At 64.6% G+C, this 23344-nt stretch carries 16 protein-coding genes; 11 read left to right on the top strand and 5 right to left on the bottom strand.

What is annotated here, in order from left to right:
- The first annotated feature begins 71 nt into the window (after window positions 1-71).
- From ACFC25_RS19095 to rpsA, 3 genes are all read left to right on the top strand, one after another.
- On the top strand, window positions 72-1358 hold the full coding sequence (locus ACFC25_RS19095; protein ID WP_376048183.1) for a GNAT family N-acetyltransferase: 1287 nt from the start codon (window positions 72-74) through the stop codon (window positions 1356-1358).
- Window positions 1359-1662: 304 nt separating this feature from the next.
- Window positions 1663-2349, top strand: coding sequence for a polysaccharide deacetylase family protein (locus ACFC25_RS19090; RefSeq protein WP_376048076.1), 687 nt, complete (start codon window positions 1663-1665; stop codon window positions 2347-2349).
- Between the two features lie 181 nt (window positions 2350-2530).
- Window positions 2531-4006, top strand: coding sequence for a 30S ribosomal protein S1 (gene rpsA / locus ACFC25_RS19085; protein ID WP_305940977.1), 1476 nt, complete (start codon window positions 2531-2533; stop codon window positions 4004-4006).
- Between the two features lie 189 nt (window positions 4007-4195).
- Here rpsA and ACFC25_RS19080 read toward each other — a convergent pair whose 3' ends face one another.
- Window positions 4196-4690 carry a GNAT family N-acetyltransferase gene (locus ACFC25_RS19080; RefSeq protein ID WP_337347288.1) on the bottom strand — a complete coding sequence of 165 codons (495 nt, stop codon included), beginning with the start codon at window positions 4688-4690 and terminating at the stop codon, window positions 4196-4198.
- On the bottom strand, window positions 4674-5366 hold the full coding sequence (locus ACFC25_RS19075; RefSeq protein ID WP_376048072.1) for an IMPACT family protein: 693 nt from the start codon (window positions 5364-5366) through the stop codon (window positions 4674-4676). The genes ACFC25_RS19080 and ACFC25_RS19075 overlap by 17 nt, the downstream gene beginning before the upstream one ends.
- 81 nt (window positions 5367-5447) lie before the next feature.
- Between ACFC25_RS19075 and coaE the strand changes: the two genes are divergently transcribed.
- The 4 genes from coaE to ACFC25_RS19055 all read left to right on the top strand — a co-directional run bounded on the left by coaE (window position 5448) and on the right by ACFC25_RS19055 (window position 11549).
- Window positions 5448-6686, top strand: coding sequence for a dephospho-CoA kinase (gene coaE, locus ACFC25_RS19070; protein ID WP_376048069.1), 1239 nt, complete (start codon window positions 5448-5450; stop codon window positions 6684-6686).
- Window positions 6687-6730: 44 nt separating this feature from the next.
- Window positions 6731-8830 (top strand): excinuclease ABC subunit UvrB, encoded by a 2100-nt coding sequence (gene uvrB, locus ACFC25_RS19065; RefSeq protein ID WP_337347291.1) that lies wholly within the window; start codon window positions 6731-6733, stop codon window positions 8828-8830.
- A 224-nt stretch (window positions 8831-9054) separates the two neighbouring features.
- Window positions 9055-10098: a TerC family protein gene (locus tag ACFC25_RS19060; protein WP_337347292.1), complete on the top strand. Its 1044-nt coding sequence runs from the start codon at window positions 9055-9057 to the stop codon at window positions 10096-10098.
- Window positions 10099-10208: 110 nt separating this feature from the next.
- Complete coding sequence (locus ACFC25_RS19055; protein WP_337347293.1) at window positions 10209-11549, top strand: MFS transporter; 1341 nt, start codon at window positions 10209-10211, stop codon at window positions 11547-11549.
- Here ACFC25_RS19055 and ACFC25_RS19050 read toward each other — a convergent pair.
- From ACFC25_RS19050 to ACFC25_RS19040, 3 genes are read right to left on the bottom strand one after another with little or no spacing between them, the layout of a single operon-like run.
- Window positions 11535-12923 (bottom strand): alpha/beta fold hydrolase, encoded by a 1389-nt coding sequence (locus tag ACFC25_RS19050; RefSeq protein WP_376048065.1) that lies wholly within the window; start codon window positions 12921-12923, stop codon window positions 11535-11537. The two genes, ACFC25_RS19055 and ACFC25_RS19050, sit on opposite strands and share 15 nt — an antisense overlap.
- A complete protein-coding gene (locus ACFC25_RS19045) occupies window positions 12916-13416 on the bottom strand; it encodes a GNAT family N-acetyltransferase (RefSeq protein WP_376048062.1) in 501 nt (166 codons plus the stop codon). Before ACFC25_RS19045 ends, ACFC25_RS19050 begins: the two co-directional genes overlap by 8 nt.
- Window positions 13417-13436: 20 nt before the next feature.
- Complete coding sequence (locus ACFC25_RS19040; protein WP_337347296.1) at window positions 13437-15983, bottom strand: DUF3516 domain-containing protein; 2547 nt, start codon at window positions 15981-15983, stop codon at window positions 13437-13439.
- Between the two features lie 356 nt (window positions 15984-16339).
- Between ACFC25_RS19040 and ACFC25_RS19035 the strand changes: the two genes are divergently transcribed.
- The 4 genes from ACFC25_RS19035 to uvrA are packed head-to-tail and all read left to right on the top strand — an operon-like array spanning window position 16340 to window position 23315.
- Window positions 16340-18073, top strand: coding sequence for an ABC transporter ATP-binding protein (locus ACFC25_RS19035; RefSeq protein ID WP_376048181.1), 1734 nt, complete (start codon window positions 16340-16342; stop codon window positions 18071-18073).
- The gene (locus tag ACFC25_RS19030; protein WP_376048060.1) at window positions 18070-19965 is read left to right on the top strand and encodes an ABC transporter ATP-binding protein; all 1896 of its coding nucleotides are present in this window, start codon (window positions 18070-18072) and stop codon (window positions 19963-19965) included. The genes ACFC25_RS19035 and ACFC25_RS19030 overlap by 4 nt, the downstream gene beginning before the upstream one ends.
- Entirely contained in the window at window positions 19962-20342 is a 381-nt protein-coding gene (locus ACFC25_RS19025) for a GntR family transcriptional regulator (RefSeq protein ID WP_337347298.1), read from the top strand. Before ACFC25_RS19030 ends, ACFC25_RS19025 begins: the two co-directional genes overlap by 4 nt.
- Before the next feature lie 45 nt (window positions 20343-20387).
- Entirely contained in the window at window positions 20388-23315 is a 2928-nt protein-coding gene (gene uvrA / locus ACFC25_RS19020) for an excinuclease ABC subunit UvrA (RefSeq protein ID WP_337347299.1), read from the top strand.
- Window positions 23316-23344: the final 29 nt, after the last annotated feature.

The following is a 23344-nucleotide window of genomic DNA, read 5'->3' as shown; positions in this document are numbered from 1 at the left end:
CCACCTCGCGACCGTGTGTTGTTGCTGGCCAGAGGCCCGATGGGTTGGTTAGGCTCGGCAATGTGGCTGAACTGAGTGGAAACTACGAAATCCGGCGCTTCGACGCCGTCTCCAAAGATGAGCACGGATACGCCGAAGCGGAAAAGTGGGTCAGGGCAGTGGCCTTTGGCTTCCACGAGTCCACCCGGAGCCCGGAGCACGTGGCGAAGTCCCTGGCGACCTACCGGGCTGACCGCCGTGTCCTGACCGGCGCATACCAAACGGGGGAGGTGGCTCCCGGTTCCCTCCCCGCGGATGTCCCCGTCGCCACCTTCGGGACGCTCCGCAAGACCCTCAACATCGGCTTCGGCCGGATGCTGGAAACCCAGATGGTGACCGCCGTGACCGTGCGCACCTCGCATCGGCGCCGCGGCCTCCTGCGCAGGATGATGTCCGAGGACCTGGACCTGGCCCGCCGCGACGGCATCGCGATGGGCGCCCTGACCGCCTCCGAAGGGTCCATCTACGGACGGTTCGGCTACGGCGTGGCCAGCTTCGAACGCACCGTAAAAGTGGACACAACAGTGCGGTTTCAACTGAACCACCAGGCCGTCGGCACTGTGGAAGTGGCCGAACCCACAGTGCTGCTGGACGTGGCACCACAAATCTTCGACCGTGTCCACCGCGTGACGCCGGGATCGATCGGCCGCCAGGAGTGGTACCGCCAGCTGGCTTCGGGGTCCCTTGGCCGCGACGGAAAGGAGGATCCGGCCGTCAAAGTGGCGTTGCACTACGGTCCTGATTCCACCGTGGACGGCTATGTCTCCTACAAATTCCTGGGCTGGGATACAACGCCCTACACGGTCGAGGTGGTGGACCTGGTGGCCGCCACCAACGAGGCGTACCTCGAACTCTGGCAGTTCCTGGGCGCCATCGACCTGGTGGAACGGGTCACCTGGGCGGAGGCGCCGATGGATGATCCGCTGGCCTGGGCGCTGGCCGATCCCCGCTGCATCGAGTCCTCGGACGGCCGGGACATGCTCTGGCTCCGGATTCTGGATGTTCCTGCGGCACTTGAAGCCCGGCATTATCCCGTGGACGGCAGGCTGGTTCTGGACGTCCTTGATCCGCTTGGCCTCACGGCTGGGACGTACGCCTTGGAAGTCACAGGCGGCGAGGTCGCCGTCGTACGCCTTGAGAAGGAAGAGGCAGACCTGACGCTGGATGTCTCCGCCCTGTCATCAATTTACCTCGGCGGGGTCTGCCCGGTTACGCTGGCGGCGGCTGGGCGGATCCGCGAACACAAGCAGGGCGCGGCGCTCCAGGCTCGTGGCATGTTTGCGGTTGAGCGGTCCACGCATTGCCTGACCCACTTCTAGGGGCTCCTGCCGGATCCAAGGACAATTCATGGGGGATATTGGGGCACCGGGGCTGACAGGCCGCCGGGCACTTTTGCTTGGCGTTACGTCGGGCGTTTTCGCGGCGGTGTCGGCGTGTGCCGCGCCGTCCGCAACCGGGACCGGCGGAGCGGCCAGTCCGGTTCAAACACAGAATCTGGCCGCGGCAGCCTCGCCGGTGCCAACTGTGCCTGGACAGCCCGTGCCAGTGCCCACAGAAGGCCCGCCAACCCAGGCCCCACCAAGCCCGCCGGTCGTGGTGCAACCGCTGTCGAAGGCCCAGGTCGTGGCGGAGTTCGCCGGCAGGCGCCCTACCGAGTGGGGACTGGAGGTGACCGGCGTGGTGACCAGGTCCGCCACGCAGAGAACGGTCATCACCCTGGATGCCTGCGGCGGCCCGGGCGGTTCCGGAGTTGACCAGGAGCTCCTTGCCACCCTGCGGCGGCTGAACATTCCGGCCACCTTGTTTGTGAACGCCCGGTGGATCCACACGAACCGCCAGCTCGCCGCCGAACTCGGCGCAGACCCGCTGTTTGAACTGGCCAACCACGGCTGGCTTCACCGGCCGCTGTCCGTCAACGGCAGAACCGCCTACGGCATCCCCGGCACCGCGAGTGTCTCGGACGCTTACGACGAACTGACAGGCTGCCAGGACGTGCTCACCGAGGCCGCCGGTCAGCCGTCACGCTTTTTCCGGGCAGGCACGGCGTACTTCGACGACGTGGCAGTCGCGATGACCCGCCGCTTGGGCATACTGCCTGTGAATTTCAGCATCAACGCCGACGCCGGTGCCACCATGCCACCGGCAGCAGTCGCTTCGGCCCTATCCGCCGCAGGACCCGGAGACATCGTCATCGCGCACTTCAACAAGCCAGGCAGCGGCACCGCAGGTGGCTTTCGGCAGGCGCTGCCCCGGCTGCAGGATGGGGGTACCGCGTTTGGCCGCCTGGGCGACGTGCTGCCCGCGCTTTGACCCGTGTTGGCCCCTACGACTAGAATAAACGGGCGTGTACTACGTGCACGTTTCTAGAATCCACAAAATCAGGATGACCCGGCAGATCCTCGTGATCTGCCGAGACCTGCGCCTGCGTTCCATAACGCGGGCGCGGTGGTTTGCCTGACCGACTAACTATCCACAACGGAGCCCCTACTACATGACCATCACCTCCACCGAGAAGCCCGGTACCCCCGTAGTCGCCATTAACGACATCGGTACCGCTGAGGACTTCCTCGCAGCAGTCGACGCCACCATCAAGTACTTCAACGACGGAGACCTCGTCGAAGGTACCGTCGTCAAAGTCGACCGCGATGAAGTTCTGCTCGACATCGGTTACAAGACCGAAGGTGTCATCCCCTCCCGCGAGCTTTCCATCAAGCACGATGTTGATCCCGGAGACGTCGTCTCCGTTGGCGATCAGGTCGAAGCCCTGGTGCTCACCAAGGAAGACAAAGAAGGCCGCCTGATCCTCTCCAAGAAGCGCGCTCAGTACGAGCGTGCCTGGGGCGACATCGAGAAGGTCAAGGAAGAAGACGGTGTTGTCACCGGTACCGTCATCGAGGTTGTCAAGGGTGGTCTTATCCTCGACATCGGTCTGCGCGGCTTCCTGCCCGCATCCCTCGTCGAGATGCGCCGTGTGCGCGACCTTGCTCCGTACATCGGTCAGCAGATCGAAGCCAAGATCATCGAGCTGGACAAGAACCGCAACAACGTTGTCCTGTCCCGCCGTGCATGGCTCGAGCAGACCCAGTCCGAGGTCCGCTCCACGTTCCTCAACAAGCTGGAAAAGGGCCAGGTCCGTCCCGGCGTCGTTTCCTCCATCGTCAACTTCGGTGCCTTCGTGGACCTGGGCGGCGTAGACGGCCTCGTCCACGTTTCCGAGCTGTCCTGGAAGCACATCGACCACCCGTCCGAGGTTGTCGAAGTTGGCCAGGAAGTCACCGTCGAGGTTCTCGAGGTCGACCTGGACCGCGAGCGTGTTTCCCTGTCGCTCAAGGCTACGCAGGAAGATCCGTGGCAGACCTTCGCCCGCACCCACGCCCTCGGCCAAGTTGTTCCGGGTAAGGTCACCAAGCTCGTTCCGTTCGGTGCGTTCGTTCGCGTCGAAGACGGCATCGAAGGCCTCGTTCACATCTCCGAGCTGGCTGTCCGCCACGTTGAGCTTGCTGAGCAGGTTGTCTCCGTTGGCGACGAGCTGTTCGTCAAGGTTATCGACATCGACCTCGAGCGCCGCCGCATCTCCCTCTCCCTCAAGCAGGCTAACGAGGGCGTTGACGCCGAGAGCACCGAATTCGATCCGGCTCTCTACGGCATGGCCGCTGAGTACGACGAAGAGGGCAACTACAAGTACCCGGAGGGCTTCGACCCGGAGTCCAACGAGTGGCTTGAAGGCTACGAGAACCAGCGCGCCGCCTGGGAGCAGCAGTACGCTGACGCCCAGACCCGCTGGGAAGCACACAAGAAGCAGGTTGCCCAGCACGCTGCCGACGACGCTGCAGCTGCAACGTCCGGTGACAGCGATTCCGGCACCACCAGCTACTCCTCCGAGCCCGCTGCGGCCGAGACCGGTGCAGGTACGCTTGCTTCGGACGAGGCTCTTGCCGCTCTGCGCGAGAAGCTGACCGGCAACTAATTGCCACCGGCCCCTTCCCGGGCCAACACCATGGGCCCCTGCATTGAGCAGGGGCCCGTGGTCTTTAATACCTGTGTGCTCGACGGGAATGCGTAACTTTTGGCGGCGTCAGCCACGGCTTGCCCTGCAGCTGCGGGCTGAGGGCATCGGCCGGACGGCAAAAGTGACGCAATCCGGTCGGGGTTACCGCTAAAGTACGACGGCGGCCCTCACCGCGCCGCCGTCGTCGTAAGCCAACTGGGCGCCCGCCCTGCTGAGGAGGCGCTGGGCGCCAATGTTGTCTGCCGTGGTGTGGGCAATAACTTGCCCCAGCCCGGCACGGCGTGCTTCCGCCAGCACCAGGTCGAGTGCGGCGGCGCCCACCCCGTGCCCGCGGAATCCGCGGCCCAGCCAGATGCCGGTCTCGGCCACACCTTCTGCAGCCCGTTTAAGCCTTATCGCGCCTGCGGGGCTGCCGTCGCACAGCACAGCCCAGCTCTTTTCCCTGGCCGGTCCGTCCAGGCCGGCGTAGGCAGCACGGTGATAGGCACGGAACCAGTCGATCCGTTCGGTGGTCCACCCGGTCGCGTTGCCCAGGGGCGGAGTGACTTCATCAGCCGTGGCGTCGCAGGTGGCCAGTGCAAGGAGCTGCTCCAGCATGGGTTCGTCGACTTCGGCCAGTCGGACCTCAGGGGAGCGGGACATCGATCCACTCCGTTCCTGTGGGTGTCAGCCCGGCCTTTCCGGCGGTGAGTGACAGAACACGTTCGGCGGCTGCGGCGATTTCGGCTGGTTCGTCGGCAATGGCCAGGCGAAGCACGGTTTCCCGCGCGCCGTAACTGGTTTCCGCCATCACATATCCCGCCGCCCGCAGGTCATTCTCCAGCCGGCCGGCGGCGGCGTGCGGAACGGACACTTCGCAGATCCGCAGCCGTCGGCGCCTGACCAGCGGAGCCACGTCCAAAGCAGAGGACACGGACTCTGAGTAGGCACGTACCAGTCCGCCTGCCCCCAGGAGGATGCCGCCAAAATAACGCACGACGACGGCGCTGACGTCGCTGAGGTCCGTTGCGCCCGGTGCGCTTTCCCTTTTGATGAGTACTTCCAGCATGGGGATGCCGGCTGTGCCGGACGGTTCGCCGTCGTCACTGGACCGCTGGATCCCGCGATCCGGTCCGAGGACGAAGGCAGAGCAGTGGTGGCGGGCATCGTGGAATTCGCGCCGCAGCCCGTTCACCAGGTCGCGTGCCGCTTCCTCGGTGTCTGCGCGGCGGAGCACCGTGATGAACCTGGACCGTTTGATCTCAAGCTCGTGCCGGAACTCTTCACCCGCGGCAAGGGTGGTGTAGGACGTTGCCCGGCTGTCTTGCTCTTGCACCATCCGAGTCTAGGCCCCACCACCCCTTCACCTCGTGACGCCCGGCCAGGGAACCCACGCGGGGCCCACTAGTAGGCTGGTGGGGTGCTGAAGATCGGTTTGACGGGCGGCATCGCCTCGGGGAAGTCAGTGGTGGCCTCTCGCCTGGCTGAGCTCGGTGCCGTGCTCGTGGATGCCGACGCCTTGGCCAGGGACGTCGTCGAACCGGGAACACCGGGCCTGGCACGGGTGGTGGAGGCGTTTGGGCAGGACATGCTCGATGGTGCCGGCCGGCTGGACCGGGCCCGGCTTGGGGCCGTGGTGTTCGGGAACGACGCGCAACGGGCCGTACTGAATGGCATTGTCCATCCGCTGGTCCGCGAAGCTGCCGCCGGCATCCTTGCGACAGCCCCGGACGGAGCGGTGGTGGTCCAGGACATACCGCTGCTCGTCGAGACCGGCCAGGGCAGCGACTTCCATTTGGTCGTTGTGGTTGACGCGCCAGACGATGTCCGCGTCCGGCGGATGCAGGAAAACCGGGGGATGACCGCCGAGGAGGCACGTTCCCGGATGGCAGCACAGGCTTCCCGGGTTGAGCGGCTGGCCGCGGCCGACGTCGTCTTGGACAACTCCGGCCCGGTCGACGCGCTGTTGGCCCAGGTGGACGGGCTCTGGCAAGGGCGGCTCGCGCCGTTTGCCCGGAACATCATGACGGCGACGCCGGCCGAACGCCCGGGCGGGCCGGTACTGCACGGTCCGCGCTCAGAGTGGCCCCGGGACGCCGAGCGGGTGATGGCCAGGATCCGCGCGGCACTCCGGAAACATGCCGGAGCAGACGGTATCGCACCACTGGGATTGGACCATATCGGCTCCACGTCGGTCCCCGGCCTGGACGCCAAGGACGTGCTCGACCTCCAGCTCACTGTCCCGGCCCTGGCCGTGGCGGCGCAACTGGAACCGGTCTTGGCGGCCGCCGGTTATCCCCGTGTGCCGGCCATCAGCACCGACGTGCCCAAACCAACGCACCCGGACCCCTCCGCGTGGGCAAAGCGGTTCCACGCCAGCGCCGACCCAGGCCAGGCCGTCAACCTGCATGTCAGGGTTGCAGGCTCTCCCGGGTGGCGCTTCGCCCTGTGTTTCCGCGACTGGCTCAGGGCCGTCCCGGATGCGGCGGCCGACTACCTGGCCCTCAAGCGCCGCCTGTCCGAGGTGCACGCCAGCGACCCAACCACCGCCGCCTACGCTGCCGCCAAAGAGGCTTGGTTCGCCGCGGCGGAGGGCCCGATGGAGCGGTGGGCCGCGGCCACCGGGTGGGCGCCGCCGTCGTACCCTGTTCGCCGGTAACTGATCCGGCTGCCTCTGTCGGTCCCCGGTTGTAGATTAGATGCATGAGCCTTGCCCAGGAGATCAACCGCGTCGTCGCTCCCTTCGAAGTCATCAGCGAGTTCCAGCCGGCCGGCGACCAGCCGGCAGCCATCGCGGAACTGACGGAGCGGATCAAGAACGGCGAAAAGGATGTTGTCCTGCTGGGCGCCACCGGTACCGGCAAGAGCGCCACTACGGCCTGGCTTATCGAACAGATCCAGCGGCCCACCCTGGTGATGGTGCAAAACAAGACCTTGGCCGCCCAGCTGGCCAACGAATTCCGCGAACTGTTGCCCAACAACGCTGTGGAGTACTTCGTTTCCTATTACGACTACTACCAGCCTGAGGCGTACGTAGCGCAGACGGACACCTTCATTGAGAAGGATTCGTCCATCAATGAGGAGGTGGAGCGGCTTAGGCACTCAGCCACCAACGCCCTGCTGACCCGCCGGGACGTGATCGTGGTCGCCACGGTGTCCTGCATCTACGGCCTGGGTACTCCGGAGGAGTACATCGCGGGCATGGTCACGCTCCGCAAGGGTGCGCAGATGAACCGCGACGACCTCCTCCGGAAGTTCGTCTCCATGCAGTATGCCCGCAACGACATGGACTTCCACCGTGGCACCTTCCGGGTCCGCGGCGACACCGTGGAAATCATCCCGATGTACGAGGAACTGGCCATTCGGATCGAGTTCTTCGGCGATGAGATCGAAAACATCCATACGCTTCACCCGCTGACCGGCGAGATGATCCGGGACGAAGAGGAGATGTACGTCTTCCCGGCCTCGCATTATGTGGCCGGTCCCGAGCGGATGGCACGGGCCATCAAGCGGATCGAGGACGAACTCGCCGAGCGGCTGGAGGTCTTGGAAAGCCAGAACAAGCTGGTGGAAGCCCAGCGGCTGAGGATGCGCACCACCTACGACCTCGAAATGATGCAGCAGATGGGCTTCTGCAACGGCATCGAGAACTACTCGTCGCATATTGACGGCCGAGCCCGCGGCACCGCCCCGCACTGCCTCATCGACTACTTCCCGGACGACTTCCTGCTGGTGATCGACGAATCCCACGTCACCGTGCCACAGATCGGTGCCATGTACGAAGGCGACATGTCCCGGAAGCGGAACCTTGTGGACTTCGGCTTCCGGCTGCCATCGGCCATGGACAACCGTCCGCTCAAGTGGGATGAGTTCCTCGAACGTGTGGGCCAGACCGTCTATCTGTCTGCGACGCCCGGCAAGTACGAGCTCGGCAAGGCTGACGGCTTTGTGCAGCAGATCATCCGGCCCACCGGGCTGATCGACCCCGAGGTAGTGGTCAAGCCCACCAAGGGCCAGATTGACGACCTCCTGGGCGAGATCAAGACGCGGACCGCGAAGAATGAACGCGTCCTGGTCACCACGCTGACCAAGCGGATGGCGGAGGACCTCACCGACTACCTGCTGGGCCACGGCATCAAGGTCGAATACCTGCACTCCGATGTAGACACCCTGCGGCGGGTTGAACTGCTCAGGGAACTCCGGATGGGCGTCTTCGACGTCCTGGTAGGCATCAACCTGCTCCGCGAAGGCCTGGACCTGCCAGAGGTCTCGCTGGTGAGCATCCTGGACGCGGACAAGGAAGGTTTCCTGCGGTCCTCCACCTCGCTTATCCAGACCATTGGGCGTGCGGCCCGCAACGTGTCCGGCCAGGTTCATATGTACGCAGACCGCATCACCGACTCCATGGCCCACGCCATCGACGAGACCAACCGGCGCCGCGCCATCCAGGTGGCCTACAACACGGAAAAGGGCATTGATCCGCAGCCCCTGCGGAAGAAGATCGCCGACATCACCGACCAACTGGCCAAGGAGGACGCCGATACCCAGGAGCTGCTCAACAACAACAGGCTGGCCAAGGGTGCCAAGCGCGGAAAGTCCGCCGCGAAGGGCGCAGCCCAGGTCCGTGCAGATGGCCTTGCCGCGGCTCCGGCAGAGGACCTCGTGGGTTTGATCGAGCAACTGACCGAACAAATGCACGGTGCCGCCGCCGAACTTCAGTTCGAGGTAGCCGCCAGGATCCGCGACGAAGTCAGCGAACTCAAGAAGGAGCTCCGCCAGATGCAGGCTGCCGGCCACGCCTGACGCGGCTGCCCGGTGCCACACCGCCGGCCAGGTCATGTTCGAATCTGGAGTGCCCCCTGCTGTACAGTTAACGTCACGTAGGGGAGTATCCCGAGCGCTACGATCGTCAACACGCCAGGCATGGTTGCCTGGCCGGGCGTAGCGGGCCACCACATCAGCACTAAGTGCGCAGGATGGCCGGAGAGACTTACACCGCTTCTCTGTACCCTGCGAAAGGCTACCCTGTGCTCGAATTGCCCGTGTGGTTCGAGGTTGGCTCTCTAGTCGCCCTCGGCCTGATTCTCCTCATCGACCTCCTGCTGGTTATCCGGCGGCCCCATGAACCTTCCATGAAGGAAGCCGGCCTGTGGGTGGCGTTCTACGTCACGCTTGCCCTGGTGTTCGCCGGCGCCATGTTCGCCTTTACCGGAGCCGAGTTCGGCGGCCAGTTCGTGGCCGGCTGGGTCACCGAATACAGCCTGAGCATCGACAACCTGTTTGTCTTCATCATCATCATGGCCCGTTTCTCCGTACCCCGGAAATACCAACAGGAAGTCCTGATGGTGGGCATCATCATCGCGCTGATCCTGCGCGGGATCTTCATCCTCCTCGGCGCCATTGTGATCGAGCAGTTCAGCTGGGTGTTCTACATCTTCGGCGCGTTCCTGCTCTGGACTGCGTGGAAGCAGGCCCAGGATGAGGGTGAGGACGAAGAGGACAAGGAAAACCCGCTCATCGCCCGGATCCGCAAGGTCATCCCGATGTCGGAGAAGTTCGACGGCGGAAAGCTTCGCACCACGGTTAACGGCAAGAAGGTCTTTACCCCGATGCTGATCGTGTTCATCACCATCGGCCTGACTGACCTCCTCTTCGCTGTTGACTCCATCCCCGCAATCTTCGGCCTCACGCAGAGCCCGTTCATCGTGTTCACGGCCAACCTGTTCGCCCTGATGGGCCTGCGCCAGCTGTACTTCCTGCTGGGTGGCCTGATGAACCGCCTCATCTACCTGAAGCACGCACTGTCCTTCATCCTGGCGTTCATCGGCGTGAAGCTGGTCCTGCACGCCATGCACGTGAACGAACTGCCGTTCATCAACGGTGGCCACCACATCGAATGGGCGCCTGAGATCCCCACGTTCGTCTCCCTGGCCGTCATCGTGGGCACCATCATTGTTGCCGTGGTTGCCAGCCTCATCAGTTCCAAGGCAAAGACAGCCCACCTGGACCCGCGCCTCGAGGAAGACGCCAAGAAGAGCCTCAGGGACGCCGACCTCACCGACGCCGAATAACGCTCCGCTTCTCCACCGTCCAGTCCAGTAATCCCGGCCGCAGCGCGGCCGGGATTACTGGTTTAAAACTGGCACTGTAGGACCGCGCCGCCGAGGACTATGCTCGGACCATGGCTGGCACTGTGATGACCGAAAGTGGAGTGCGCCAGGTGCAGCGGCGCACCGTGACGCTGCTGAGCGTGGCCCAGGTTTTCGCCGGCATCGGCACGGGGGCCACCGTTTCCATCGGCTCCATCCTTGCCGTGGAACTCTCAGGCTCCACGGCCTGGGCAGGCTCCGTTGCCACCGTCATGACTCTCGGCGCAGCGCTGGCCGCGCTGCCGCTTGCCTCCCTCGCAGACCGTCGGGGCCGCCGGATCGGCCAGGTCACGGGGCTGTCCGCGGCACTGCTGGGCACGGTCCTGATGGTGCTTGCCGTGGTGTCCGGGCAATTCATCCTTCTCGTCCTGGGGGCCGCGGGCATTGGCGTGGGCACCGCAGCCAGCCTCCAGGCGCGCTTCGCCGCCGTCGACCTCGCTGATGCCGAGCACCGTGGCAGGGCGCTGTCCGCCGTAGTGTGGGCAGTCACCGTCGGAGCTGTCGCCGGGCCGAACCTGGTCCAGCCGGGTGCGGTGGTGGGTCAGGCACTCGGGCTGCCTCCCATTGCGGGTCCTTTCGTCATTTCTGCAGCGGGCCTCCTTGTGGCGACGGTGATGCTGTTTGCCGGCCTCAGGCCTGACCCCCTCCTCCTGGCCCGGGAGCTCGTCGCACAGCAGGGGGCCGGCCAGCCGCCGGTGACTCTCCAGGCTCCGCCTGCACAGGCCCGAAGCGGCGGTTCACTCGTCCGCGGCATGCGTGCAATCCGCCAGTCGAGGGCAGCCTGGCTGGCACTGGCCGCCGTCGTCGGTGCCCATGCGGTCATGGTGGGGGTGATGTCCATGACGCCGCTGCACTTGCAGGAACTCGTCGCAGGGCCTGGCCATGCCGGGCACGCCGCCACGGGCGATGTGCTGGTAATCATCGGGTTCACGATCTCCCTGCACATCGCGGGGATGTTTGCCCTATCGCCAGTGATGGGTTGGCTGACAGACAAGGCCGGCAGGACAGAGACGATCATGATCGGCTTCGCCACACTGATCGCGGCTGTCGCGGTGGCCGGGTTCGGCCAAGCGTCCACTGCGGCAGTTGCCGTGGGGCTCGTGCTGCTGGGTGTGGGCTGGTCTGCGTCCACCATTTCCGGTTCCACCCTCCTCGCCGAAAGCGTCGGCCAGGAGTCCCGCGTGATGGTCCAAGGCGTGTCCGACATGCTGATGGGAGCCGCCGGGGCGGTTGGCGGGGCAACGTCTGGCCTGGTCCTTAGCGGGGCGGGCTACTTGGGGTTGAACCTGGTGGGCGCCGTAGTAGGGGCGGCGGTCCTGGCGGCTGCCTCCGTGACACTCCTGGCGCAGCGACGCAAGTCAGTGCCGGGCTGAACGCACCATACCGAGCAAACGGCCGAAGATGGCCTCGCCGTCGTCCGCTATGCCGTCATGGTGAAAGTCGGCTGTCTCCCAGACCTGGAGGCCGCGGACGGCGGCCGCCGTTTCCAAGGAAAGGCCGCGATCCACGTAGATGTCGTCACGGTAGACCGCGGCGGCAACCGGGACGCTGTTGGCGGCCAACTGGGTGCAATCGTACAGCGGCTTCCAGTCCGACTTGGCAGCCAGCAGTTGGGCGACCTGCCGCAGCGGCTGCAACGCCGGGTCCTGCTCGAAGTACCACGGGTAGACCATTTCCCCCGTCAGCAGCAGGGGCTGGGCATCAGGACCGAACTCCGGGAACTCCTCGAGCACGCGCCAAGCGGCCCAGTCGCTGGCCCGCCCCTGGCCGTAGATGGATTCGTGCATCAGTGCATAGAGGGGGTTGGTCAGGCGGGACACAATACCCTGCACCTGCTCAAGGAACGTATCGGAGAGCCTGGCCCCATTCGGTGACCCGGTGAACGCATCCTCCAGCAGGTAGTGCAGGCCATCCACCCTGGTGTTGCCGCCCAGGAAGGCGCCCACCATCTGGAACCGTTCTACGGTGAGGCGGCTGCCGTCGGGCAGGATTTCCTTGTTCTTGCGAAGGTGGGCGGCAATTCTTTCCACCGTCCTGCGGTCCTCCGGGTACCAGCTGAAATATTCGGTGTTGCGCTCGGCGACGCGACGGAAGGTGGCCCTGTAGACGTCGTCCGCGTGGCCGGACAGCGGGGCCAGCCCACCAGTGATCAGCGCTTCCTTGAGCCCCTCGGGCGCGAACGACAGATAGGTGAGGGCGCAGAATCCGCCGTAGCTTTGGCCATAGATGCTCCAGGGGCCAGAACCGAGGGCAGCACGGATGAGCTCCGCGTCGGCCACGATCGAATCCGCCCTGAAGTGCTCAAGATAGCCCGCCTGCTCCTCAGCCGTTCCGTGCAACGGCAGCGTGTTCCGGTCAAGGGGGGTGGAGAGCCCGGTTCCGCGCTGGTCCAGCATCAGGATCCGGAAATCCCTGGCCGCCGCCTTGTTCCAGCCGCCCAGTGACGCGAGCCGGTTGCCCCGGCCACCTGGGCCGCCCTGGAGGAACAGCAGCCAGGGCAGTTCTTCCGCTTCAGCCTCGGTGTGGGCTGTCGAGACGTACTCACGGGCAAATACCGTGATGGTCTCCGGAGCCGTCCGGCCCGTGGCGGGCGCCGGCTCCCCGGTGCCTGTCCCCGTCCCGAAATGATCCAGCGGGACAGTGAAGTAGTGCTCGGCGGTGCGCATGCCACGGAATTCATGGCGCGCCCGTACCGTGTGCCGGACCGGCGTTTTGGTCCTCGCGGCCGTGGCGGCCCGCTCAGCCATGGATGGCCGCTGCTGTGCTGCTGCCGAAGTGCTCCAGGGCGTCACCAGTCAGCCGGAACGTGGACCAGCCGTCCATAGGACGCGCCCCGAGGCCCCGATAGAAGTTGATGGAGGGCTCGTTCCAGTCCAGGACGCTCCACTCCACCCTGGCGTAGCCGTTTTCGACGGCGGTGGCGGCTAGGTGCTGCAGGAGCGCCTTGCCGTGCCCCTCACCACGGGCGTGCGGGCTGACATAGAGGTCTTCAAGGTAAATGCCGTGCACACCTTCCCACGTGGAGTAGTTAAGGAACCACAGCGCAAACCCCTGGACCTCGCCCGCCGCGTTTTCGGCCATGGTGGCAAACACCCGTGGATTGTCCCCGAAAAGGGCCTCGGCCAACATTTCCGGGGTGTTGCGGACGGCGTCCGGTTCCTTCTCGTAGATGGCCAGTTCGTGGATCATCTGCAGGATCGCGGGGACGTCGTGCCGGGTTGCCGGGCGGATTACACTCATGGTCCGAGTTTACTAGGGCCCTAGAGCCGGTTGACGTCTGTCACTCGGACCATTGCCGTGCCGGTTTCGTCGGAGGCGGCGAGGTCCACCTCCGCAGAAATTCCCCAGTCGTGGTTACGTGCCGGGTCATCAAAGATCTGCCGGACCTTCCACAGCCCCGGTTCCTCGGTGATGATCAGCAGGCCCGGGCCGCGGGCATCAGGCCCGGTACCGATGTCGTTGTGCTCGTCGAAGTAGTCGTCCAGGACGTCCTCCCAACGCTCGGCATCCCAGCCTGCACCGCCGTCGAGCTCGCCCAGCGCTGCGGCGTCCTCATCGGCGAACAGTTCCACCCTGCGGAACATTTCGTTGCGCACCATCACCCGGAAGGCCCGGATGTTGGATGTCAGCGACGGCGGCGGGGGAGGCGGTGCATCGTGCGGTGTGGGCGCTGCCCCCGACGTCAGTTCCTCCCATTCGTCCAGCAGGCTCGAATCGACTTGCCGGACCAGTTCGCCGAGCCAGGCGATGAGATCTTCGAGGTCCTCGCGGAGGAGATCCTGCGGTACGGTCTGGCGCAACGCCTTGAAGCAGTCGGCGAGGTAGCGAAGGACAATGCCTTCGGAGCGCGCCAGCCCGTAAAACTGGACAAATTCGCCGAAGTTCATGGCACGCTCGTACATGTCCCGGACCACGGACTTCGGTGCCAGCTCAAAGTCGCCCACCCACGGCGCAGCCTTGCGATAGACCTCGAAGGCTTCACCCAGGAGCTCCGCGAGCGGCTGCGGATACGTGACCTCCTCCAGCATGGCCATGCGCTGGTCGTACTCAATGCCGTCGGCCTTCATGGCGGCGATGGCTTCGCCGCGTGCCTTCTTCTGCTGGGCGGACAGGATCTGCCGGGGCTTCTCCAGCGTCGCCTCAATCACGGACACTACGTCCAGGGCGTACGACGGCGACTCCGGATCCAGCAGTTCCAGTGCAGCGAGGGCGAACGGCGAGAGCGGTTGGTTCAGCGCAAAGTTGGCCTGAAGGTGGACGGTGAGCCTGACGGTCCTGCCGTCAGCGCCCTGCTCCGCCACCGGAATGCGTTCCACTACCTCCGCGGCAAGCAGTTCCCGGTAGATCCCCAGGGCTCTTTTCATGAGCTGGAGCTGTGATGACCGGGATTCGTGGTTCTCGGTCAGGAGCCGCCGGGCGGCCTGGAACGGGTCGCCCGGACGCTCCATCAGGTTCATCAGCATCGCGTGGGTCACGCTAAAGCTTGAGTTCAAGGGATCGGGGACGGACTCGACCAGGCGCTTGAACGTAGGCTCACCCCACGACACAAAACCTTCCGGCGGCTTTTTCTTGACCACCTGGCGGAGTTTCTTCTGGTCATCGCCGAACTTGGCTGTGGCCTTGGCCATTGCCTTCACGTTTTCCGTCACGTGCTCCGGCGCCTGAACCACCACCGTCCCTGCGGTGTCATAGCCCGCGCGTCCTGCCCGGCCGGCAATCTGGTGGAACTCACGTGAGTTGAGCAGCCGGGTGCGTACGCCGTCGTACTTGCTCAAAGCCGTGAGCAGCACGGTGCGGATGGGCACGTTGATACCCACGCCCAGCGTGTCGGTTCCGCAGATCACCTTTAGCAGACCTGCCTGGGCAAGCTGTTCGACGAGCCTCCGGTACTTCGGCAGCATGCCCGCATGGTGGACGCCGATGCCGTGCCTGACGAGCCTGTTGAGGGTCTTGCCAAAGCCTGCGGCAAAACGGAAGTTGGCGATCAGCTCCGCGATCTTGTCCTTCTCCTCGCGGGTGCACACGTTGATGCTCATCAGGGTCTGGGCGCGGTCGATCGCCTCGATCTGGCTGAAGTGCACCACATACACAGGAACCTGCCTGGTGGACAGCAGTTCCTCGAGCGTCTCGTGGACCGGCGTCTGGTGGTAGTAGTAGTGCAGCGGGATGGGACGCTCGGCGGAACTGACGGTGGTGGTGGGCCTGCCGGTGAGTTCGGTGATGCCGTCCTCGAACCGGCTTACGTCGCCCAGCGTCGCGGACATCAGGAGGAACTGGGCCTGGGGAAGCTCCAGCAGCGGCACCTGCCACGCCCAGCCGCGCTGGGGATCCGAGTAGAAATGGAACTCGTCCATGATCACGGCGCCAAGGTCCGCACCTGCCCCTTCGCGGAGGGCGATGTTCGCCAGGATCTCGGCCGTGCAGCAGATGATGGGTGCGTCCTGGTTCACGCCCGAATCACCGGTGATCATGCCAACATTCTCGGCGCCGAAAATGTCGCACAGGGCAAAGAACTTCTCCGAGACAAGTGCCTTGATGGGCGCTGTGTAGTAGCTGCGCTGCCCCCGCGCCATTGCCTGGAAATGCGCTGCGATGGCGACGAGCGATTTTCCGGAACCGGTGGGCGTGGCGAGGATGACGTTGGCGCCCGTGGCGAGTTCCATGATGGCCTCGTCCTGGGCAGCGTACAGGGCAAGCCCGCGGCTTTCGGTCCATTCCAGGAATTGTGTGTACAAGGCGTCCGGGTCAATGCCTGCACCCGTGGGGTTTGAGGCGGGCAGGACGGGCAGCTGGTCAACGAGTTTCATTGCTTTCCAGCTTAGTGCCCGGGAGCCGCCGCAGATCCTGGCGAGGGCGGGTCAGGCTCGCGGGACCGGTGCGAACAACAGACCATGGAGACATTCGAGGATACGGACATGGTGGGCCTACCCATCCACGGAACAAGGGACAGCGTTCCCGTTCCGAAGAATCTTCGCGGTAGCCCGGAAAAACGCCTAGGCCTGGAATTCCATTCCCTGTAGATTGCTTACGGCACGCGTCACGCCGCGTGACAACAGAACGAATGTGATGTGGCTTACAATGACGGAGCGGCTGTTGGGGGAGGGGCATCCTGTTCCCGATTGGCCTCCAGACGACTTGTGGAGGTGCAGTGCTTATCGGCTTGATGATCCGGCTGCTCGCCGCCCACAAGGTCGCTGTCGCAGCCATCGTCTTCCTGCAGTTGGTCCAAACCCTTGGCAACCTGCTGCTGCCCACCGTCAATGCCGCCATCATCGACGACGGCATCGTCCCTGGCGACACCAATGTCATTCTCAGGCTCGGCGCAGTCATGGCCGCCATTGCGGTTGTTCAGGCGGCGGCAGCCCTGGCGGCCGGGTATCTTGGGGCCGTAGTGGCAATGCAGCTCGGTGCGCAGTTGCGCCAGGAGGTTTTCGGGAAAATCCAATCGCTCTCATCCCAGGAAGTCGCGTCCTTCGGCGCTCAGAGCCTGGTGACCCGGACCACCAACGACACCCTGCAGATCCAATCGTTCGCCGTGCTCGTCTTCACCATGCTGGTAGCGGCACCGGTCATGGGCGCGGGCGGGATCGTCCTGGCACTGCAGCAGGATGTGGCGCTTTCCTCGGTCGTCATTGTGGTGGTGCCGGTGCTGATGGCCATCATGTACGTCATCGTGCGCCGCTTGGTTCCGCTGTACCGTGATGGACAGGAGCTCCTGGACCGGACCGGCGAAGTGCTGCGGGAACAGATCATCGGCGCGAACATCATCAGGGCCTTCGTCCGGCAGGACCACGAGACCCAGCGCTTTGCGCAGGCGAACGGCAGGCTGACACGGAACAACCTCCAGTCTGCCCTGCTCGTGGCAGGCATGCTGCCGCTGATCATGATCGTCGTGAACCTTTCCTCGGTCGCCGTTATCTGGTTTGGCGGACACCGGGTCCAGGCCGGTGACATGAAGCTCGGCGCCCTGACAGCTTTCATCGCGTATATTCTGCAGATTTTGCTGGCCATCATGATGGCCATGTATGTCCTGATGACCGGACCCCGGGCCGCCGTGTGTGCCGAGCGGCTGCGGGCCGTTCTTGACACCTCCCCTTCGGTCGCGGACCGTCGCCCGGAAGTCCCCACAGGCACCGACCGGCCAGCGTTCGACGGCGGTGATCTCGCCTTCCGCGACGTCTCCTTCTCCTACCCCGGCGCCGAGGCCCCGGTGCTGGAAGCGGTCTCCTTCACGGCCCGGCAGGGCAGCATCACCGCAATTGTGGGTTCGACGGGCAGCGGGAAATCTACCCTGATCAACCTGCTGCCTCGTTTTCTTGACGCCACGTCCGGCCACATCACCCTCGCGGGACGGGACATCCGGTCCATGCCCCTGGATGTCCTCCGCCAGAACATCGCCTTGGCGCCGCAGCGGTCCCACCTTTTTACCGGGACCATCGCCGACAACCTGAGGGTCGCGGCCCCGGACGCCGCAGATGCCGAGCTCTGGGACGCGCTGGAGACTGCCCAGGCGGCGGAATTCGTGCGGGAACTTCCACTGCAGCTCCAGGCTCCGGTGGGCCAGGGGGGAACAACGCTCTCCGGCGGCCAGCGCCAGCGTTTGTGCGTTGCCAGGGCGGTGCTTCGCCGCGCGCCCCTCTATCTCTTTGATGACAGCTTCTCAGCGTTGGATTTTGATACTGAAGCCCGGTTGCGCGACCGCCTTGAAACGGCGCTGGGACACGCCGTCGTGATTATCGTGGCCGAACGGATTTCCACTGTCGCGGGTGCGGGCCAAATACTGGTGCTCGACGACGGCCGCCTGGTGGCCGGGGGTACGCACGGTGAGCTGCTGGAAACTTCCCCAACGTACCGTGAGATCGCAGGGTCCCAGTTGGCGTTGGGGGACATGCCATGACCGCGCCGCTGCCGGGTGGGGAGGCGGGGCTGCGTTTCTGGCCCACTGCCCGCAGGCTGCTCGGACTGCTGAACCCCTTCCGGTGGGCCATGGCCGGCGCCATTGCCGCGACCTGCCTTTTTGCCGGGCTGAATGTTGCCGCCCCTAAGTACCTGGGCGACGCCACGGACATCGTGGTGGAGGGAGTGATGGCCGGCACCCTAGACTCGCGTGCACTGGGCAGCGTGCTCGGGGCAGTCTCACTGATGTACGTCGGCGCCTCGCTATTTAACTGGATCCAGGGCTCACTTACGGCCAGCTCCGTCCAGGGCGTGATGTACCGCCTGCGGGCCGCGGTGGAGGACAAGCTGAACCGGTTGCCGTCAACCTACTTCCAGGAAAAGTCGCGGGGCGACGTCCTCAGCCGGGCCACGAATGACATCGACAACATCGCCCAGGCCCTTAGCCAGGCCCTCACCCAATTGATCATGTCGGTCCTGATGCTGTGCGGCGCACTGGCGATGATGCTCTGGATCTCGCCGCTCCTCGCCTGCATAGCCCTGCTGTCCGTTCCGCTCTCCACGGTGATTACCGTGCTGGTGGCGCGCCGGTCCCAATCGCATTTCTCGCGGCAATGGACCGAGACAGGCGAACTGAACGCGCACGTCGAGGAATTCATCACGGGGCATGAGGTCATCAAGGCTTTTGGCTACCAGGAACAGGCAGCTGCTGTGTTTGCTGCCAGCAACGATCGCCTGGCCAGGGCTGCGACCAAGGCCCAATACTCGTCGGGCCTGGTCCAGCCGCTGATGATCCTGGTGGCCAACCTCAATTACATCGCAGTTGCCGTCGTGGGAGCGCTGCAGGTCACTGCCGGAGCGATGACCATCGGGGGAATCCAGGCTTTCATCCAGTTCAGCAGGCTCTTTACCCAGCCCGTGGGCCAGATCGGCGGCCTGCTGAGCGTCATCCAGTCCTGCATGGCATCCGCAGGGCGGGTTTTCGACCTCCTCGACGCCGTGGAGCTGCCTTCGGAACGCCGGGCGAAAAAGTCAACAACAGAACCGGCCGGCCGCATCGTCTTCGATAACGTTACGTTCGGCTATCGCGAGCGGGTCCACGCCGTGCGCGGCCTGTCCTTCGCGGTAGAACCAGGCCAGACGGTGGCGATCGTAGGCCACACCGGCGCCGGAAAGACCACAGTGGTCAACCTCCTGATGCGGTTCTACGAATTAGGGTCAGGGCGCATCACCATAGGCGGAACCGATATCGCGGCCATGCCCCGGGATCTTCTGCGCTCAGCCTTTGGCGTGGTCCTTCAGGATGCCTGGCTTTTCGCCGGAACCATCCGGGAAAACATCGCTTATGGGCGCCTCGGAGCCACGGAGCACCAGGTCGTTGCCGCCGCGGAGGCCACGCACGTGGACCACTTCGTCCGGGCCTTGCCCGCTGGCTACGACACCATGCTTCACAACGGAGGGGACCCGCTGAGCCAGGGCCAGCGCCAGCTGATTACGATTGCCCGCGCCCAATTGGCGGGCAGGAGCGTGCTGATCCTCGACGAAGCCACCAGTTCCGTGGATTCCCGGACCGAAGTGCTGATCCGGCAGGCCATGCAGAGGCTCCGGCGCGGGAAAACCAGTTTTGTCATCGCGCACCGTTTGTCCACAGTCCGGGACGCTGATCTAATTCTGGTCATGGACCACGGACGCATCGCGGAGCAAGGCACGCATCACAGCCTGCTGGCCGCCAACAGCTATTACGCCCGGCTTTACGCTGCCCAGTTCGCTGGCCACCCCAATGGACGCAAGAACGGTGACGCCAAGGAAGAGGCCGCAGGCCTCCCTCCCTTGGAGAGTCGGCCGCTGGAGGCTGACGCCATGGGTGCCGGTGCATTGGAGGCGGGCATTTGACCGCGGCGTCGCCCTTTCCCGGGGAATGGAAGCCGAACCAGGGCAGCACGGTGGCGCTCTTCGAACAGCTCCGACTGCAAGTGATCAAGCTGGCGGACAGCGGAGCGTTGCCGCCGGGCACCAGGCTTCCGGCGGTGCGGAGCCTCGCAAGTCAGCTCGACGTCGCCCCTCATACCGTCGCCCGCGCCTACAAGGAACTCGAGGCGGCTGGAGTGGTTGCCACCAGGGGGAGGAACGGTACGGTTGTCTGCGCGCGGGACGAACGCTGGGGAACACTCTCCGCCGCGGCGGCTACGTACGCGTCCGCTGCCCGGGCACAGGGGGCATCGTTCGCAGAAGCCGTACAGCTCCTCGCGGCCGCTTACGATGCTGAGTAGCACGCTGCATGGATATTCGAAGAAGTTTTCGATTAGCATTAGTGGGTGCCTAAAGCCGTAGCTGAAGAAACAGCAGTCGAGTCCGTGCCCGCCACCATTGAAAAGTCCATCGTCAAGCCTGTACGTCCGGACCTCTCCCGCCTGGTGGTGAAGGGTGCGCGCGAACACAACCTGCGCAACGTGGACCTGGACCTTCCCCGCGATGCCATGATCGTCTTCACCGGCTTGTCGGGCTCCGGGAAATCCTCCCTTGCCTTTGACACCATCTTCGCCGAGGGGCAACGGCGTTACGTCGAATCGCTGTCAGCCTACGCCCGGCAGTTCCTGGGGCAAGTGGACAAACCCGACGTCGACTTCATCGAAGGACTCTCGCCCGCAGTCTCCATCGACCAGAAATCGACCAGTAAGAACCCGCGGTCCACTGTGGGGACCATCACCGAAATCTACGATTACATGCGCCTGCTGTGGGCCAGGGTGGGCCGGCCGCACTGCCCGGTGTGTGGCGAGCCCGTGGCCAAGCAGACACCGCAGCAGATCGTGGACCAGTTGCTGGAGCTCGAGGAGGGAACTCGCTTCCAGGTCCTCGCCCCGGTTGTTCGCGGACGCAAGGGCGAATTCGTGGAACTGTTCAAGGAACTCACAGCGAAGGGTTACTCGCGGGCGCGTGTGGACGGTGAACTGGTCCAGCTCAGTGACGCCCCGAAGCTGGGCAAGCAGTTCAAGCACACCATCGAGGTAGTGGTGGACCGGCTGGTGGTCAAGGAAGGCATCAGCCAGCGCCTGACAGATTCCATCGAGACAGCCCTCGGCCTCGCCGAAGGACGCGTACTGGCAGAATTCGTGGACCTGGACGCCGATGACCCCGGCCGGCTGCGCGCGTTCTCCGAGAACCTGGCATGCCCCAACGAGCACCCGCTTGCCATTGACGAGATCGAACCCCGTTCCTTCTCCTTCAACAATCCCTTTGGCGCCTGCGCCGCCTGTAGCGGCATCGGCACCCGGCTCGAAGTGGACGAGGAACTGATTGTCCCCAACCCGGAGCTTTCCCTCTCCGAGGGTGCCATCGCCCCATGGTCCCTGGGCACGGCTACCACTGAGTACTGGAACCGGCTGTTGGAAGGCCTGGCGAAGGAACTGGGCTTCTCCATGAAGACACCGTGGGAGAAGCTGGGCAACGACGTCCGCCAGACGGTCCTGCACGGCAAGGACCACAAAGTGGTGGTCCAGTACAAAAACCGGTTTGGCCGGGAGCGGAAATACAGCACCGGCTTCGAAGGCGCCATCCAGTACGTCCACCGCAAGCATGGTGAAACGGACTCTGATTGGGCCCGCGACCGCTACGAAGAATACATGCGGCAGATTCCGTGCCCCGCCTGCAACGGGGCGCGGCTGAACCCTGCCTCCCTCTCGGTCCTCATCAACGGCAAGTCCATCGCCGACGTCGCCGCCCTGCCGATGCGCGACTGCGCGGACTTCCTGAACAACCTGGTGCTGACCGGCCGCGAAGCACAAATCGCACATCAGGTGCTCAAGGAAATCCAGGCCCGGTTGACCTTCCTGCTGGACGTGGGGCTGGAATACCTCAACTTGGAGCGCCCGTCCGCAACTCTGTCCGGCGGCGAAGCGCAGCGAATCCGGCTGGCCACGCAGATTGGATCGGGGCTCGTGGGCGTGCTCTACGTCCTCGACGAGCCATCCATCGGGCTGCACCAGCGGGACAACCGCCGGTTGATCGACACCCTCACTCGGCTGCGGGACATGGGCAACACCCTCATCGTGGTTGAGCATGATGAGGACACCATCCACGTGGCGGACTGGATCGTGGACATCGGACCCGGCGCCGGCGAGCACGGCGGCCAGGTGGTGCACTCCGGGTCCTACCAGGACCTGCTCAAGAACACGGAATCCCTGACGGGCGACTACCTGTCCGGCCGAAAGCAGATCGAGGTGCCCAAAAAGCGCCGCAAGTACGACAAAAAGCGTGAGCTCAAGGTTGTGGGCGCCCGGGAAAACAACCTGGTCAACGTGGATGCCGCCTTCCCGCTGGGCCTGTTCACGGCCGTGACCGGCGTCAGCGGCTCAGGCAAGTCCACACTCGTCAACGAAATCCTCTACAAGGTGTTGGCCAACAAGCTCAACGGAGCCAAGCAGGTGGCCGGCCGGCACAAGCTGGTCCAGGGCCTGGAGCACCTTGACAAGGTGGTGCATGTGGACCAGAGCCCCATCGGCCGCACCCCGCGGTCCAACCCGGCCACCTACACCGGCGTCTTCGACAACATCCGCAAGCTGTTCGCGGAGACCACCGAGGCAAAGGTCCGCGGCTACCTTCCGGGCCGGTTCTCCTTCAACGTCAAGGGCGGACGCTGCGAAGCCTGCTCGGGCGACGGCACGCTCAAAATCGAAATGAACTTCCTCCCGGACGTTTATGTGCCCTGCGAGGTCTGCCATGGTGCCCGGTATAACCGGGAAACCCTGGAAGTCCACTACAAGGGTAAGACCATCGCCGATGTCCTGAACATGCCCATCGAGGAAGGGGCGGAGTTCTTTGCCGCCTTCTCGCCCATCGCACGGCACCTGAACACGCTGGTGGACGTCGGCCTGGGCTACGTACGCCTGGGACAGCCTGCCACAACGCTCTCCGGTGGCGAGGCCCAGCGGGTCAAGCTGGCGGCGGAACTGCAGAAGCGGTCCAACGGCCGCAGCGTCTACGTCCTTGACGAGCCCACCACGGGCCTGCACTTCGAGGACATCCGCAAGCTCCTGATGGTTCTGCAGGGCCTCGTAGACAAGGGCAATACCGTCATCACCATCGAGCACAACCTGGACGTCATCAAGAGCGCCGACTGGATTGTGGACCTTGGCCCGAACGGCGGCTCGGGCGGCGGCCAGATCGTGGCCACCGGAACCCCGGAACAGGTAGCCAAATCGACGGAGAGCCACACGGCAGCGTTCCTCGCTGAAATTCTGGGCTAACGGCGTCGGCACCGGCCGAAGCATTCCCG

This window comes from Pseudarthrobacter sp. NPDC055928, assembly GCF_042270935.1.
Lineage (GTDB): Bacteria > Actinomycetota > Actinomycetes > Actinomycetales > Micrococcaceae > Arthrobacter.
Note: the sequence above shows the minus strand (reverse complement) of the source record. Positions and strands in the feature narration are given on the sequence as shown.